At 60.4% G+C, this 16,183-nt stretch carries 14 protein-coding genes and 1 pseudogene; 10 read left to right on the top strand and 5 right to left on the bottom strand.

The window, feature by feature from the left end; all coding sequences use genetic code 11:
• Positions 1–17: 17 nt before the first annotated feature.
• Genes ubiV through ubiT form a run of 3 tightly spaced genes read right to left on the bottom strand, consistent with a single transcriptional unit; the run spans position 18 to position 2,595 of the window.
• On the bottom strand, positions 18–914 hold the full coding sequence (gene ubiV, locus DRB17_RS19390; protein WP_114583885.1) for a ubiquinone anaerobic biosynthesis protein UbiV: 897 nt from the start codon (positions 912–914) through the stop codon (positions 18–20).
• The gene (gene ubiU, locus DRB17_RS19385) at positions 911–1,903 is read right to left on the bottom strand and encodes a ubiquinone anaerobic biosynthesis protein UbiU (RefSeq protein ID WP_421779257.1); all 993 of its coding nucleotides are present in this window, start codon (positions 1,901–1,903) and stop codon (positions 911–913) included. The genes ubiV and ubiU overlap by 4 nt, the downstream gene beginning before the upstream one ends.
• Positions 1,900–2,595, bottom strand: coding sequence for a ubiquinone anaerobic biosynthesis accessory factor UbiT (ubiT, locus tag DRB17_RS19380; protein WP_161958907.1), 696 nt, complete (start codon positions 2,593–2,595; stop codon positions 1,900–1,902). Before ubiT ends, ubiU begins: the two co-directional genes overlap by 4 nt.
• 361 nt (positions 2,596–2,956) lie before the next feature.
• On the opposite strand from ubiT, the gene DRB17_RS20390 reads away from it, so the two are divergent.
• The 8 genes and pseudogenes from DRB17_RS20390 to DRB17_RS20790 all read left to right on the top strand — a co-directional run.
• Positions 2,957–3,466 carry a DUF2249 domain-containing protein gene (locus DRB17_RS20390; RefSeq protein WP_161958906.1) on the top strand — a complete coding sequence of 170 codons (510 nt, stop codon included), beginning with the start codon at positions 2,957–2,959 and terminating at the stop codon, positions 3,464–3,466.
• Between the two features lie 412 nt (positions 3,467–3,878).
• Positions 3,879–4,865, top strand: a complete 987-nt coding sequence (locus DRB17_RS19370) for a hypothetical protein (protein ID WP_114583882.1) — start codon at positions 3,879–3,881, stop codon at positions 4,863–4,865.
• A gap of 371 nt (positions 4,866–5,236) precedes the next feature.
• Positions 5,237–5,683 carry a hypothetical protein gene (locus DRB17_RS19365; RefSeq protein ID WP_147274972.1) on the top strand — a complete coding sequence of 149 codons (447 nt, stop codon included), beginning with the start codon at positions 5,237–5,239 and terminating at the stop codon, positions 5,681–5,683.
• An 838-nt stretch (positions 5,684–6,521) separates the two neighbouring features.
• Entirely contained in the window at positions 6,522–6,878 is a 357-nt protein-coding gene (locus tag DRB17_RS19360) for a hypothetical protein (protein WP_114583880.1), read from the top strand.
• Positions 6,879–6,918: 40 nt separating this feature from the next.
• Positions 6,919–7,542 carry a hypothetical protein gene (locus DRB17_RS19355; RefSeq protein WP_114583879.1) on the top strand — a complete coding sequence of 208 codons (624 nt, stop codon included), beginning with the start codon at positions 6,919–6,921 and terminating at the stop codon, positions 7,540–7,542.
• Positions 7,526–7,690 (top strand): hypothetical protein, encoded by a 165-nt coding sequence (locus DRB17_RS20310; protein WP_153242391.1) that lies wholly within the window; start codon positions 7,526–7,528, stop codon positions 7,688–7,690. The genes DRB17_RS19355 and DRB17_RS20310 overlap by 17 nt, the downstream gene beginning before the upstream one ends.
• Before the next feature lie 235 nt (positions 7,691–7,925).
• Entirely contained in the window at positions 7,926–8,336 is a 411-nt protein-coding gene (locus DRB17_RS19350; RefSeq protein ID WP_161958905.1) for an IS4/Tn5 family transposase DNA-binding protein, read from the top strand.
• A 122-nt stretch (positions 8,337–8,458) separates the two neighbouring features.
• Positions 8,459–9,109, top strand: a pseudogene (locus DRB17_RS20790) (IS1634 family transposase); the annotation flags it as partial.
• A gap of 289 nt (positions 9,110–9,398) precedes the next feature.
• Here the strand turns inward: DRB17_RS20790 and asnB are convergent.
• Positions 9,399–11,342 (bottom strand): asparagine synthase (glutamine-hydrolyzing), encoded by a 1,944-nt coding sequence (asnB, locus tag DRB17_RS19340; RefSeq protein WP_114583877.1) that lies wholly within the window; start codon positions 11,340–11,342, stop codon positions 9,399–9,401.
• A gap of 114 nt (positions 11,343–11,456) precedes the next feature.
• Between asnB and DRB17_RS19335 the strand changes: the two genes are divergently transcribed.
• Positions 11,457–12,701: a glycosyltransferase family 4 protein gene (locus DRB17_RS19335; RefSeq protein WP_114583876.1), complete on the top strand. Its 1,245-nt coding sequence runs from the start codon at positions 11,457–11,459 to the stop codon at positions 12,699–12,701.
• Between the two features lie 137 nt (positions 12,702–12,838).
• On the top strand, positions 12,839–13,987 hold the full coding sequence (locus tag DRB17_RS19330) for an NAD-dependent epimerase/dehydratase family protein (protein WP_114583875.1): 1,149 nt from the start codon (positions 12,839–12,841) through the stop codon (positions 13,985–13,987).
• A gap of 361 nt (positions 13,988–14,348) precedes the next feature.
• On the opposite strand, the gene tnpC is transcribed toward DRB17_RS19330, so the two are convergent.
• On the bottom strand, positions 14,349–15,959 hold the full coding sequence (tnpC, locus tag DRB17_RS19320) for an IS66 family transposase (RefSeq protein ID WP_114583874.1): 1,611 nt from the start codon (positions 15,957–15,959) through the stop codon (positions 14,349–14,351).
• Positions 15,960–16,183: the final 224 nt, after the last annotated feature.

Genomic DNA, 16,183 nt, shown 5'->3' with positions numbered 1-16,183 from the left:
CACCGCTTGGCGGCGTCCTATGAACCCGCCTCGATCCACTCGGCACCGGCACGCTCATAATAGAAGCCGTTCGCCAGGGGCGTCGCGCCCGCGAGGTCGCCTATCCGGGCGACGGCCGCCGCCGGCCCCAGGCTGCCATCCAGAATACCGCGGTAGGCGTTCGCGACGCCAACCATATCGACGGCTTGCGGCGAGAGTCGAAAACCGCTGACTCCGTCCCGGCGGAGTCCGGGCATTTCGTGAATCAGGCAGGCATAGGCGTTCGACTGCGTTTGTACGCCATTGATCGTCAGGAAGGCCTCGCCGTCGAGGGTTCGCACGTCCAGACCGTCCGGGTCATCCCCACAGGCGTACTGACAGGTCGCCTTGGTCCGCCCATAGGCACGCGCATGATAACAGCGGGCCGAGATCGCGAGAGGCCAGCGGCCGAACACCTGTACCTCCAGCTCCGGCCCCCGCCCGGCCGCCAGAGCCGCCAGCGAGGCAGAGGGCAGCTCGACCGGCAGCACCGCTCGCAGCGCGCCATGATCGTGAAGCCGTGCGAGCGTGGCCTCGTTGTAGATATTTATGTAGGGGCCAACGACATGCGGCTGTCCCTCCAGAATCTCGAAAGCCGCGACATCGTTGGCTTCGATAAGCCGTTCCTCCGCCGACATCTCGCGCACCAGGGCCATGTCGGCGTCCTCGGCGACGAGGGCGGGCGTCGTGAATACGACAGTCTTGCCGGCACGCTCCAGGCGCTCGGTCACCTCGGGAAGATAGGACGCCTGCAGGGGCCAGCGCTTCGGGCACACCACTTCGCCCAGGTACACCGCATCGACCGGCGCCTCGTCGGCGATGCGAAAATAGAAATCCCGCCACTTGTGGCCCGGCCAGTGATAGAGAAGCGGGCCGAGCGTGAGTTCCCCGATCATCGCCATTCCTTTTTCAACGCGCCGGTCGAGCGCGCCGCGCCCTCGGAAAACGCCGCCAGACCGTCGCCAGCCATCCCGTCGCCGCGCAACGCCGCGTCGCGCGCTGCCCGTACCTCCGCAACGACCCGCGCGATGTAGGCGCGGCCCCGCTGCCGTCCCTCGATCTTCAACGCCGCAACCCCGCTTGCGATCAGGTCCGGCATCACCGCGCGCGCATCGAGGCTTACCGGGTCCTCGAAAATGTAGCGGGATTCGTCGCGAACCCTGAACCTCCCCTTGCACAGGGTGGGATAGCCCGCCGCTTCGCCAGGCTCGAAACGATTGATGGTAAATGTTCCGAGCCGGGTGGTCAGGCCGCCGGCATGCTCCTCGTAGCGCACATGGCTTGCCGGGGAGCATACGCCCGCCGTATTGGGCGACTGGCCAGTGGCATAGGACGACAGGTGGCATCGCCCCTCGGCCATCGGGCACATGCCGCCGAACACGAAGACCTCGGTCTCGACGGGCGCGTTCGCGCCCACCCGCGCGATACCGTCCAGCGTCAAAACCCTGGGCAGGACGACACGCCGGACCCCGAAGTTGCGGTGGTAATAAGCCAGGGCGCCGGCGTGCGCGGCACTGGCCTGGACGGAAAGGTGCAGCCGCAAGTCGGGGTATCGCCGCGAAGCCTCGTCGAGGATGCCGATATCAGCCAGAATGACCGCATCCACGCCGATGGTCGCGGCGTCGGCGATGGCCATGCGCCAGGGAGCCATCGCGCCGGCCCGGGCGAAGGTGTTCACGGCCAGATAGACCTTCGCACCGCGCGCACGGGCGCAATCGACAGCAGCCTCCAATTCCGCGCGGGAGAAGTTGAGTCCCGGGAAATTCCGCGCATTGGTCTCGTCGCGAAAGCCGACGTAAACGGCGTCCGCCCCCGCTTCGACGGCCGCGCGCAGGGCAGCGGGCGTTCCCGCCGGACAAACCAGCTCCGGTGCGGGCACGCTCACGATCCGGTCTCTCCCACGCCGCGGCGCGCCCGGCGGTTCAGACGCTCGACCTCGGTCCGCAGGCGCTGCACCTCACGCCCCTGCGCATCAACACGCGCTGCAATGGGCGCCGTGATATCGGCGCGAACCAGATCGAGGCCGGACGACGCATTCCGATAGATCCGATCCGCCATCATCCCCAGGCGCCGGGCCATGCCCGCAAAAGGACCGGTCATGGCGGCCAGTTCACCGGCCGGATCGACATCGGCGTCGTCGAGCGCGTTGCGAATGGCCAGGATCAACTCCGTATCGCCCGTCACGCGGATGTCGCCGGCGAAGAACATGGCGTCGCCGTCGCCATCCCCGCTCGCGGAGGCGACGAGCCGCTCGAGCGGACCTTCGATGGATGCATCGCACGCCGGTGACTTTGTCTGCTTATCCAGCACGCTCACACGGACGCCCTCCTGCGCGACCCGAATGACGATCTGCCAGGGCAGGTCCAGCGGCAGCAGGCGCAGCCGCGCTGCTTCCGTGAGCGGGAGCCGGTCGAACAGAGTGGGGTTCCGCCGGACGATCCGCCGCGCCAGTTCGTCCAGCACGCGCTCGACCGGCCAAACCGGCAGCGGCCGGGCCAACCAACCCAGCGGCGTGATCGGTGTGATGCGTCGTGCGATCCCTGCCACGTTCTCTCTCACTTCTGCATTCGCCTGCATGTGCATTTCATCTATAAGGACGCCTGAAAATGACTCATATCAATTGGATTTATTGATACTCCACGTTTTAAATTTTGAATATTTTCAATATAGCGGTTTGCTGAATACACACATTTTCCCAGTTTACATGTGCCAGCGAGAATGCACTGCCTTCAGGGGGTGCGACGACTGTCGGGCTCAAGCTGTAATAGACGTGGCGACCGCGACGCCACGGCGCGTCCGGCCGAACGATTGCATCACGTTCCCGCCGCATATTTGCGCCAGCGCAACCCAAGCGATCCCGCCATGCCGCAAGGTTCCCACACGTGCAGGAAGAAGCGCCAATCCGGATACCGCCAGTGTGACAAGGGAGCCCGCGATCATGTCTCGTCCCCTCGACAGCAAATCACCGTTGTTCGACGCCTTGATGAGCCGCGAAGACCTTTTCGACCGCCTGCTAGAGCTGGACGGGACGATCGCCAGGTTTCATCGGGTGCTGTTGAATGAAGAGACCGCGCGGCGCCTTTCGCTTGCCGACACCGCCGCGATGCTGGGAACGTCGCCGGACGACCTGACCCACCTGGCCAACGGCGGCGAACTGGCGGAACTCAGCGAGACGGATACATCGGCGGAATTGGTGGAGCAGACCGATGCCGGACCGGCTGCGGTTCTGGATACCCGGCCGATCTTCGAGGCGGGCCATGAACCGCTGCTGGCGATTCTCGACGCAGTCGCGGAACTCCCGCCGGGCGGCGCGTTGCTTGTCCAGGCTCCCTTTCACCCGGTGCCGCTACGTCGTCTCCTGGGGCAACGGGGGTTTCATTCGAAAGCCCATCAGCGCGGTGATAGCTGGGAAGTCACCTTTGTTTCGCGGGAGACTGTCTCATCATAACGCAACGCATGGATATCTCACTATCGGCATTGCCCGTTGATGCACGGAACTCCATTCATGCGCAATCGGACATCATGCGATCGAGCGGGCCATCCGGCGCCGTGGCAATCCGGAATGCAAAGGCAGATAATTGATTCATGGCAATTATATGCTCCGCCGAAAACGTTGGTCTAAATTCCTGGAGGTAGACCAAACTTCTGCCCCCTGCCAGCGTGCACCAATTCGCGAAAGCAACGCGTCAGTTAAAATGCATCAAGAATGCATGCACGTATTCCCGTTTCCACGCTACGATTTGCCGTTTCCGTCAATAACAACCTGACGCGCAACGGCAACTGCCTGGAGCACCGGTATTTCTTGTGACTTGCACAACCTCCGACAAAGCTTTGTCCGAGTAACGGCAGGAGATCGGGATATGCAGCAGATTCAGGATACCACCGGTCGCGAGGTCACCCGCACCCGCGCAACCGAACATCGCTATGCGGAACTGGCGCGACGACTGGTCGCCCGGGCGGCGAGAGCCCACGATTGCCGAGCAGATTGCATCAGCTTGGCAAGCGTCATCGAGCATGTCCTGAATGATACCGCTCGGGCCAGCCGGGCTACCCTGCGGCAGTACCGCGCGGCGCTGCGCCACGCTGTCGAACTCGGCTGGCTGGCGCCGGACGAGGCCGCATGGCGGCGCATTGCAAGGCCGCCCGCAGGCCATGGCACGAAGCGTGGCGCACTCACTTCGGCCAAGAAGTCGAAACGTATCACGGACCGCGATCTCCGGCAGATTGACACCGCCCTGCGCCAGAGCCGGTCGCAGTACGCCGGCGACTTGCGGGCATTGCTCCTCGTCAACCGTCTCATCGGCGCGCGTATATTCGAATGGCGGCGGGCGCGGTTCCTCAAGGCGCATCCGGCCACCGGCGGCCCAGCGCTGGTGCTTGCAAGCGGCAAGACGTCGAACGGCCGCGGGAACGGGGCGACCCGGACCCTATTCCTCGAGACGATGTCGCGGGACGAGGTCACCGCCGTCGCCCATTGTGCCGGACGCCTCGCCGGCCGGCACAACGCCGGCACTTTCGAACGCTGGCAAGTCGGCGCCGCGAAACTGCTCCAGCGCGTCTGCCGCCGTCTCTGGCCGCGGCGCAAGCGACACATCACGCTTTACACCACGCGCCACGCGTTCGCTGCCCGGGCCAAATGTACGCACAGCCGGCAGGAGGTTGCGGCCATGATGGGCCACGCCGCCGCCGCCACCGCCGGCCGGCACTACGCACGCGCACTGCGCGGGCAAGCACTCCGTCACTCCCGATTACCGCGGCCCGCGGCTGTCGAAGTCGCCACCGTGCGGCTTGCTGGCATGAGCCGGTTTGCCCGGGCCGAAATACATTCCAGAGGCCCCGCCCGTTAAGCGCTCCCAGCGCGAAGGCCGTAATAGTGCGCCCGTCCGAGCCGCACCTCGACCGTGCGATGAAGCCGTGAAAATGGGCCGACGGAACCCTTTCATGACTCGTGGCGGCATGCAATGTGGATCAGGATGTCAACTACCCTGCTTTGGCTGCGCTGACTATATCCAGTGTGCTCACGCATGAAACGGCACGACAAGTCTCCACACAGCCTCAAATATTTATGAAAAATTTTCCCTGTCTATCCTAAATAAAAGAAATATCACAGCAAACCGTAATATAACGTATATATGAAACACGACAATATGATCTTTGACATACGGCGCATAATTCCGAACCATTTTGGTAGAAGGTCGATTGAAGAGGGGACGAAGACGTGACGACAGATTTCAACGCTCTTAACGAACGGATCCCGTACATCAGTGCACGACGCGCCCAAATGCCGCGGTCGTTCTACAGGTTCTGTGAGTGCATCCGGGAGTACGATGCGGTCGTCGAACGCATCCGCGTGGTGCAACGCGGGGCGTGCGACGAGGGGCGGCTGGCGGCCCTGGATCAGACCGCCGAGCGGCTCGCCCGAGAGCTCGACGATCTGACGACGCATTTCCGCGACGCCATGGACCAAAGCCAGGATCACCGAATTGCGTATCTGGCGATGACTTTCGCGCTGTCCAACACGGCCGGACGCGACCGCCGACGCCGCGCTCAGCCACCGGGTACAGCACACGCTCGAGCGCTGGCTCGAGACAACGCCGGACACCGCGTTGCGACGGCGCATCGAAGAGCTGGTCAACCGGCCCCTGGCGCGAAACCTTTCCTCTGACCTCGGACACGACGGCGAACCGGGCCCCCGCCGGCCATGACCGGCATGGCTCGCGTTCCATCCTTTCCGATGTCACGGCTTCCGCAATCGGGTTTGGGGCTTTTCTACACCCTGCGGGGACGATCTCAGCGGCAAGACGTCGTCATCTTCGTAACTGGGCGCACACTGGCAAGACTCACCCCAGGATACGTCTATGCCAGGTCCTTCCAAAGCACCAGGTTATCGCCGACGAACGGAGCCAGGCCGGCCGCCCCGGCTATGCCGATGCCGGCCCTTGCGTTTGCACCCCGACAAATTTTTCCTTGAACAGGCCCTGGCCGGCTCTTACCCATTCTTTTGTAGTAGATACTGGCTACAAGAAAGAGTGATCGGAGGCGAAGTACTCTACAACGTAGAGCCGAGCGCTCCACGCATGGATCGAACGTTCGCTTCAGAACGTCGAACACAAATGACGAATAGGATCGCATGACCCCGAATCTCAACATACCGATAGCGCGCTCGGCGCCCGGTCTGTTGCGGGTCGTGGCGGTGTGAACCTCCGTCGGACGGTAAGTCACTGACGACTTCGATCCGGCGCGAGTCCGGATCGTTTCTCCCCGTATTCAGCTCCAGGCCATCGGTGCTCCGCCGCCGCGGGCGGTGGACGCTTTGCAGTCGCATCGCGTCCGCCGGACGACGTGGGCGTTTCCCCGAACCAGAAACCCGAGTAGCGCAAGCCCGCCGCTGTTGCCGGAAGATTCCCTGAATCCCGCGCCAGCCGGGTTGTGCCCGACGCGGCCAAGCTTGCGGGGAGAAAAGAAATGGACACGCAGACGCTTGCCTATTTCGGCAATAGCTATTGCCAGTATTTCACCTTCGCCCGGGCCGTCGGCATTCCGCCCGCCCCGGCTTCAAGCTGGCCAACGCATTCAAGACGCCGGACTGCGCATGCCGGCAATTCTCGCCGGCAGCTCTCGAACAGTGGGAGTCGATCTCGCATCGTCTCGCCGGTGAGGTTGTCGAGATTTTCCCGGTGACGGCAGCCATCGGCGGCGGCCAGGTGCGCGAGCCACTCGCTGTTTGGGTCCACACGCACGTGGTGCGCAAGCTCGCCTGCCTCGACCCCGATCACCAGCCCCCCGGTCTGGCCGAGGCGCTGGCGGCCGACACGATTACGCAGTTCAACCTCCCGTCCATCGACCACTGGGCCGCCTGAGCCCGCTGCCAATCCGGAAAACCCTTACGGAGGAGAAACCATGCTCGACGAGATCAACGGCCCTTCGACTACTCTCCCGGTTGTGCATCAGCCGGATAGCGTCGGCCACCTGCTGCCCACCTTGTTCCAACGATGCGAGGGGCCGCTCATCGACGCAGCCCAGCGGTCGCGCCGGGAGACGAAAGCGGAGGCGGAGGACGCCGTCCTGCCCGAGAAAACGGGCCGGCAGGCGCAGGCGGCCGGAACTCAGGTGCCCTCCGGGACCACCATGGCCGTTTGTTCGAGCCCCAAGGGCCTCCGTCTGCTGATCCTTGAGGCTTGGCCTTCTGGCAACGGCGCCGAGGTCACGGTCCGGGAGGGCGGACATCGCCTGTTCGAAGCGCACCCTGGGGGGCGTTGCCGTTATCTGGTCCCGCAGGGTGAGAAGCAGGCGACGGCCCTGCTGATCAAGCAAATGCCGCGCGAACTCGCGCTGCCGCGGCGCGGGGGCAGGAGAAATGCCCAAGGCCGAGGATCCGGCGCGCGACGGCCTCGTTCAACTGGTTCGCCGGTGGGGCTGCAAGATCGCCGCGCATTATCGCCGCGCGCACTGACGCTTCCTATGCTCGGGCGCGAAAATCTGGGTGCGCCCTGCCGCCTGCTGCACCATGGAGACGGAGAGTAAGCTCGCCGCCGGCGCCATCTATCGCGTCGTCGAGCCCGGCGAGCGGTACGAACTCGCCACTCAGCCCCAGCCGAGCGAGCAGATCGGGGACGTAAGCAAGGACGTGCTCGAGGGGGCACTGCGCCGCCTCGGCGTCGAGGTCAGGTGATTACCGAGAATGACGTCTTCGGGATTCTTCATCGCAAACTGGAAGCCTTCGCCAGCGCATGAATGGCGCATGCGGGTATCAGCGTTTCTTCTCTCCGGTTTTGCGTTTCACGGTACCGGTGAGGCTTTCAATTGCCCACACTTAGTCGAACGCTCTGAGGGGCACGTACTTTGTTGCGTGGCCGGAATCGGTCATGATTTCTTGTCGGGCACCGAATCGCGGGGGAGCGGTGCCGATGGATGGAGCGACGGGCGCATGGCTTGATCGTGAGCTTGCCAGCTCCAGCTTCGTAGACGAGCGGCTGAGCAAACGGCTTCGCAAGCTGCTGGAGCAGATGGAGGGCGACATGCGAGAGAGCACCCCTTTGGCGTGCCAGGGTGGGGCCAATACAAAAGCTGCCTATCGCTTCTTTTCGAACGACCGGGGCAGCGAAGAAGAGATCCTCACCGGTCATTTCGAGGCGACGCACGGTCGGTTCGCCGCGACCACGGGCCCGATCCTGTTGCTGCAGGACAGGACGGAGTTCACCTATCAGCGGGAGCGCGGCGACCAGATCGGGATGACCTCTCGGGTCAACGGCGGCAAAGACAAGGCCGGGCGCGCCAGACTGATCTTGGACAGTGAAAGGCCGATTTCGACGCTTTGACGCCCGGAAAACCGCAGAAAATTGCGGTTTACGCTTTCAGCACCGCGAAGTGTGATGCTAATATTTTCCCCGTTTGGCGCGGTTTCGCTTGACATAGCGACCGATCCCAGGATGCCGTCTCTATGTTCGTGCGTGAGAAGCGAATTCGCGGCTACACCTACCTCTACCTCGTGGAGACCGTCGGCGAGGCGGGGCACACCAAGCAGCGCGTCGCCAAGAACCTCAGCCGCAAGAATGCGGTCGCCGAGCGCGGCATGATCTCGGCCGAGACCATCGACAGCCTGAAGGCACGCGGACTGGAGTACGTGCCAGGCGTGCGCGAGCGCACCGACAAGTGGGTGCGCGACGTCGTGCTGGACGACGCCACGCCCTTCACGCCCCCGTTGGTCGAGCGCGCCAGGGGTGAGACCCAGTTGTTCGTCAAGGAGGTCGTGGTCCGGGGCAGGCGCTACATCGTGTGCCGCAACGAGGCCGAGGCGGAAAAGGACCGCGCCGACCGGCAGGCGATCGTCGACGGGCTGGCGCGCCAGCTCGAGCGCGGCGACAAGGCGCTGATCGGCAACTCCGCCTACCGGCGCTATCTCCGCGCCACCGACCGCGGGCACAGGGCCTTCGAGATCGACCCCGGCAAGCTCGCCGACGAGGCGCGCTACGAGGGCATCTTCGTCCTGCGCACCAACGCCCGCATCCCACCGCTCCAGGCGGTGCTCAGGTACCGCGATTTGATGCAAGTGGAAGAGCTGTTCAAAACAGCCAAGGCCCTACCTGCTACACTACAATTCCAAACGCCCGCATCAGGGGCGTGGCATCAAAGGCCGCACGCTCTTGCAGGCGTTGAAGGACGGAATCCCGAAACCCCCAGAAAACGAGTGAAAAACCGGAACGCAACAAACTCACGCAACCGCCACCTGACCGCGCACCAAAGGCGGCACTGTTAGGCGATAACCATCACTGTACACCCGTTGCGCCATCTTGGCCATGTCAGAGCAAATTGCGTCAAACGGCCAGCGTCCACTATCTATTCAGACGCCTTCCCAATCCCAAGAAAACAGCCGGCCTTCTTCAAACGTCGACAGACATGTTCTCAGGGGGGTTATTCACGTAACTACGGTAGGATTGAGCTTGGTCATGAAATTGGCGGTGCCAAAGTTCAATCGACATCAAGCCCCAAAGTTTTCGACTAAATCTTCTATTCTCGTCAATTGAATTTCGAATTCTATCAACATTGAAAATGTCTCTTTGACGTGCGCACTGACTACCAAATATATCCTGCACAAAATCCCGAAGCTCTCCCTGGTACCATTCGTTCAATGGAACCGGGAATCCCATCTTATCTCGCCGACCAAGGATACTCTTCGGCAGTACGTCGCTGTATGCCTGTTTCAGCATGGTTTTCATCTTTCCGTCTCGGAACTTGACGTCCGCCGGGACGGTAGCGACGAACTCAATGAGAGGATGATCCAATAGTGGTACGCGGCTTTCTAGACTATGAGCCATGCTCACCCGGTCTTCTACGTGCAGCAGGGCGGGCAGCAATGTCTTGAAATCGAAATGAGTCATTTTGTCCAGGTAAGCGCGATGATGCACACTCCCGTTGCCGTTGAATACGCCTTGGAAGTTACGGACAACAGATTCCCGGTTCAGACAAGTTGGGTCGACTTCGCCATCCATATCGGCAGAGCGGTCAATGAGCCGCAAATAGCGCTCATCCAAGTCGTCAAACAGCCCGTGCTCCCAAAATTGTTTTAGGAGTGGCTTATACTCTTCCAGGCTTGACAGATTCGGAATGATCGACTCGGCAGTCACAACGAAGTCACCGTTGTGATATGTCCCCTCAATCGCGGCTTTCAGGCATTGCTCAAAATATGCAATCAGATATCGAGCATAGCCGGCAAAGATCTCGTCGCCGCCCTGTCCGCCGAGAATAACTTTTACATGCTGGGCGGCGAGACCTGAAATCATGAACTGTGGAAAGGAACCTGGCCCCGCAGTCGGCTGATCTAGATGATAAATAACTTTCTCAATATTAGAAAGAAAATCGGCCGCAGTCATGGACGCTTGATGTAGTTCCTTGCCGCCGGCCCGCGCAGCCGCTTCCGCGTATCTGCTTTCGTCGTAGCCGGGATGGCTTGTAAATTTGCCGTGAAATGCTGCATTGTTCTGCTTGTCATGGCGAGAGGCAAGAATCGCGATTAAACTGGAATCGATCCCGCCAGACAAATAGCTACCGATAGGAACATCGGCGAGGAGATGGGCTTGAACCGAATCATCCAATAATTCACGTAGGCGTTCGTGAAAGAATTTTGGTGTATGGTCGAAATCAAGTTCGTATGATATATCCCAGTATTTTCCAATATGAATTTGCCCTCCAGAAATATTCATCATATGTCCTGGTGAAAGGGAGCGTACACCATAGAACATGGTTTGGTCGCCGAGAGTAAATTGGAACGCAAGATATTCTGAAAGAGCGATATAATCAGTCTCTATATTCTCGAGAAAAGGCATCAACGCCTTCATTTCTGAAGCAAAAAACAGCTGATTTCCGTTCGTGAAATAATGAAAAGGCTTGATTCCGAAGCGGTCACGAGCTGCAAATAGGCTTTGCGTGCGCGGATCCCATATCGCAAACGCAAACATCCCCCGTAGATACCGAGGGCATTCTTTTCCCCATTTTTCATAAGCGGCTAGAATGACCTCGCTATCGCTTTTTGAGTGAAAATCCCAAGATGCCCGCAACTCCTTGCGCAATTCTCGGTAATTATAAATCTCGCCGTTGAATACGAGTTGCGTTCCACTGCCCCCCTCCATCGGTTGATGACCGGCAGACGACAGATCGATGATCTCCAAGCGCCTATGTCCCAAGCCGACATTACCACGGTCAGAAAGCCATATGCCCTCGTCATCGGGTCCGCGGTGAACCATCAATCGGTTCATAGCCGCAATTTCTCGCCGGTCGACAGGCTTAGCACTATCAGAGAGGTTGCAGATTCCGGCAATTCCGCACATGGAAGATTCAACACTGGTTAAGTTAGTGGATAGCTACGCTATAACGAGGTGTTGCCAACGCGTCAATCGGCACGCTACATCCATTCATCCCAAGCACTTGGCGCATCAACGGATATGAAGATTACGATCCTCTCTCAATACTATCAGCGCAGCGCGTCACCAGGAATTTCGCTTCTTGCAGACACCGCCGCAGCGCTATCCCGAAACGGACACGCAGTGCGCGTCGTTGCCGGCCGATACGGCTACATGGATCGACGCAAGTTCGGTGCAAGACAAAATCCGTGGAGTATTGTATATCGCGAGCAGGATGGAGAAATTGAAGTTTTTCGCACAAATTCCGGCAACGAAGAAAGCCGATCGCGGCTCCGAAGAATAATTAGTTATTTTCTTTTTACATTCACGTGCATTGCGGGACTTTTTGCTGCTGGACGACCGCATGTGGTTCTTGCATCCAGCCCCCCATTATTCCCGGCACTGACTGCGTGGGTCTATGCACGCATCGTAGGGGCCAAACTCGTACTGGAGATTCGCGATCTTTGGCCCGAAGCAGTCGTTACCCTTGGCGTTGTCCGCAATCGCATGATAATTCGCGCAACTGAAACACTTGAAGTGTTTCTCTATCGTCATGCCGACGCTGTTATCGCACTCACGAACGGGGTTGCTGAGGGCGTGCGCCATAAGACACCTTCCGCGAACATACTCGTCGCAAGATGCGCTGTGGAACGGCCCACCAACACCAATACCGAAACTCGGGAAGCCGTTCGTCGGGACCAGGGCTGGTCCAAGCAAGTCGTAGCGCTTTATGCTGGCACACTCGGCTATGCAAACGATCTGAGTATCGTTCTTCAAGCGGCCGATGCCCTCCGCAATTACCCGCACCTCTGTATCGTTTTGATCGGCGATGGCGTATATCGGCATGAACTCGAACTCGAAGCTCGGCGACTTGATCTCGCCAATGTTAAGTTTCTCCCCCCACTCTCTCGGGCATCTATTTGGGATTATTATGCAGCCGCGGACATCGGATTATGTACGCTTAGCAAATGCGAACTGTTTGAAGGGGCAGTGCCAACAAAACTGGTTGATTATGCCGCTGCAGGCTTGCCTATAGTTGCACCTAGACTCAGAGAGATCGAATCGATCGTCTCGTTTTATGATTGCGGACGTCTCTACTCGGCGGGTTCACCCGAGGCATTGGCACAAACAATGCTCGATCTAGCCGACCACCCAGAACTCCGTCAGCGTCTTGGAGAACGAAGCCGATGCGCGGCAGCTAACGAATTCAGCATTGACGAGCGAACGCGCCGGGTCGAGTCTTTTCTATTCCAGGTTTGCGGCGACGCCGAGGCGACAGCGGTTTAAGCGGTCTGAGCCATTTCGGAAAACCTCACTCGCCATCTTGGCGCAGAGGCTGCAGCTGAGATATTCATGGCGGCGGCACCGTACGCGGACGCCAATATGTCGCAGACCTGCATTGAGCCTAACAGGAGAACTATAGAATGCGCATATTGATCCTTGGCGGCGACGGCTATCTTGGTTGGCCAACCGCTATGCATTTCGCAGCCCGCGGCCACCAAGTGATGGCGGTAGACAATTACTTACGCCGTCAGATTGCGCTGGAAACGCGATCCGAGCCATTGGTTAACACTCCAAACTTGCAGGACCGTACCGATATATTCCGGGCAGTTTCGGGCCACGAGATTGACGTACGGATCGGCGATCTCGCCGAATACGCATTCGTTGCGGAGATTTTTGAGGAATTTCAACCAGAGTGTGTCGTTCACTACGCCGAGCAGCCATCAGCGCCATACTCGATGATCGGTCGCCGTCAGGCCGCTCTCACTTTATCCAATAACCTGACAACCACATTCAATGTTATTTGGGCTGTTATAGCGCATGCCCCCAATTGTCATATCATTAAATTGGGCACAATGGGTGAATATGGGACACCAAATATTGATATCGAGGAAGGGTTCATCGATATAGAGCATAAAGGCCGCAAGGATCGTTTCCTTTTTCCCCGTGCTGCAGGATCTTTATATCATACAACAAAAATTTTAGACACTGATATTTTGTACTTCTATACGCGATTATATCGACTACGAGTCACCGATCTAATGCAGGGCCCAGTTTATGGTTTATCGACATCAGAATCTATTATGGACCCGCGTTTAGCTCCAAATTTTCACTATGATGACATTTTTGGCACTGTCGTAAATCGATTCCTCGTCCAGGCTGTCGCAGGTATTCCGTTGACTGTATACGGTCGTGGCGGACAAACGCGCGGCTACTTGAATCTGAACGACACGCTTCAGTGCGTTGAACTGGCAGCAAGAAACCCTGTCGATCCGGGTGAACTGCGTGTCCTGAACCAGCTGACGGAAACTTTCACGGTGTTGGAAATTGCAGGAAAGATTAGGCACGCGGCAAAAGAGATTGGCCTGAACGTGACGATTGATAACATTCCCAATCCAAGACGGGAAGCCGAGGAGCATTACTATAATCCAGTTTACACTGGATTGCTGGAACTCGGCTTAAAACCTACGTACATGACCAATGAAGTTGTTGCGGACCTTCTTAATCGAACGATGGAGCATGCGGAAAATATTTGCATGGATCGAGTTATGCCCCGTGTTTCATGGCGATAGGTGCAGAGATGAGTGGTTCCGGGAATGCGCTTTGGCTATATATGAAAGCGGCGATTGGAGGGGGCGATAAGATGTACAGCGATGGTTATCCCCTGATAGCGGCGCCCTCGGGGCGGGGTTAGGTACCGGCCCATTAAAGAGATTGAACGAACCCGCTGTCGCCGGGAATTAAGGTGTCATGAGCCTGTGGGGCCTCCTGTCTGGGATGATGGCGGTTGTTGTCAGCGCCAACACCAAACAGGAGATCCCCCGATGGCCACGATGAGCTCGCTCCGCCGGCGAATGATCGAGGACATGACGGTCCATAATTTGTCGCCGGCGACGCAGCGATCCTACGTAAGCATCCGGTGAGGGTCGCGGCTCAGGCTGCTTGAGCAGGCTGGCGAGCGGCCTTCCAGTTCCAGGGCAGGAGCTCGTGCAGCCGGGCCTGCGGGAGCCCGGCAATTCGGGCGAGGACCTCGGCGAGCCAGGCCTGCGGATCGATTCCATTCATCTTCGCGGTGAAGATCAGTGTGTAGATGACGGCGGCTCGACGACCGCCGCGATCGGAGCCGGCGAACAGCCACGATTTCCTTCCCAGGGCCAGCCCGCGCAGCGCCCGCTCGGCAGCGTTGTTGGTCAGGCAGATGCGGCCGTCCTCGAGGAACGCGCTGAACCCGGTCCAGCGCTTGAGCATGTAGTCCATGGCCCGGGCGACGTCGTCGTGCCGAGACAGGCCGGCGCGGTTCTCGCGCAGCCAGACTTCGAGGTCGTCAACGAGCGGGCGGACCGTCTCCTGACGCACGGCCAGGCGTTCGTCCGGCGGACGGCCGTTGATCGCGCGCTCGATGTCGAACACCGCGTCGATGCGTTTCACCGCCGCCAGCGCCAGCGGCGAGATCGGCGGGGCGGGTTTGCCGCGCTTCGCGGTCTTGGCGATGTCGGCCAGTTCGTAGAACTTGCGCCGACCGTGTGCCCAGCAGAACGCCGGTTTGATCGCGCCCGCCGCGTAAAGCTCGTTGTAGCCGCCGTAGGCGTCGGCCTGCAGGACGCCGGTGAAGTCCTTCAGGTGCTCGGCCGGGTGCTCGCCGCGGCGGTGCCGGGAACACTTGAACAGCGCGGCCGGCTTGGCGCCGCCGAACGGCGCGTCGTCGCGCACGTAGACCCAGGCCCGGCCGGTCACCGTCTTGCCCCTGGCCAGCACGGGGACGGTGGTGTCGTCGCCGTGCAGCCGCTCGGCGGCGAGGACGTGCTCGGCGATCAGGTCGTGCAGCGGCTTGAGCGCGTGGGCGCAGGCGCCCACCTGGTCGGCCAGCGTGGACACGCTGAGCTCGACGCCCTCCAGCGCGTAGCGTTCACTCTGCCTGTTCAGCGGCTGGTGGTTGCCGAACTTCTCGTAGAGGATCATCGCCAGCAGGCTGGGCCCGGCCCAGGCCCGCGGCACCGGATGGAACGGCGCCGGCGGCTGGGTGATGTGTTCGCAGCAGCGGCAACTGAACTTCTCGCGCACCGTCTGGATCACCTTCCACTGGCGCGGCACGCTTTCCAGCGTCTCGGTGATCGTCTCGCCCAGCTTGACGAGCTTGTCGGCGCCGCACGCCTCGCAGCATTCCGGCGCCGGCTCGACGCGGCGCTCGCGCGGCAGGTGCTCGGGGAACGGTCGACGCGCCGGGCGCCGACGTTCGAACGCCTGCACCGAGGTGGTCTTGGCGGCGGCGTCCTCGGCGGCGAGTTCGTCCTCGGTGGCCTTGGCCTCCAGCTCCTCCAGCTCGAACTCGTACTGCTCGAGCAGGCGCTGCTTGCGCTCCGAGCGCTGGCCGTAGAGCTCGCGGCGCAGCTTCTCGATGTGCAGCTTCAGGCTGGCGATCAGCGCCTCGGTGCTGGAGGCCTTGGCGCGTTCCCGCGCCAGATCGGCCTCTGCGGCGTCAGCCCGGGCAAGGGCGGCGGCCAGTTGGGCGCGGAGCTCGACGATCTCGGTGGAGCCGTTTTCCATGCCTCCGAGTCTACCTCGAATCGCCCCGCAACTCCGCAGTTTTCTGCGCGTTCGGCGAACTTTTTTCAGGCTCAGCCCGCGCGTTTCGGTCGCCAGGTATGGCGCGGATTTCTATCGCGGTAGGGACGGCCGTCACCGGCCGCCCCCCGCACAGATCCGTACGAGCGGAATTCCCGCATACGGCTCCTACTGCCGGTGGGTGACGACAAACCGAGAGTCGGGCC

The sequence above is a fragment of the Ferruginivarius sediminum genome, assembly GCF_003344765.1.
Lineage (GTDB): Bacteria > Pseudomonadota > Alphaproteobacteria > Kiloniellales > Rhodovibrionaceae > Ferruginivarius > Ferruginivarius sediminum.
Note: the sequence above shows the minus strand (reverse complement) of the source record. Positions and strands in the feature narration are given on the sequence as shown.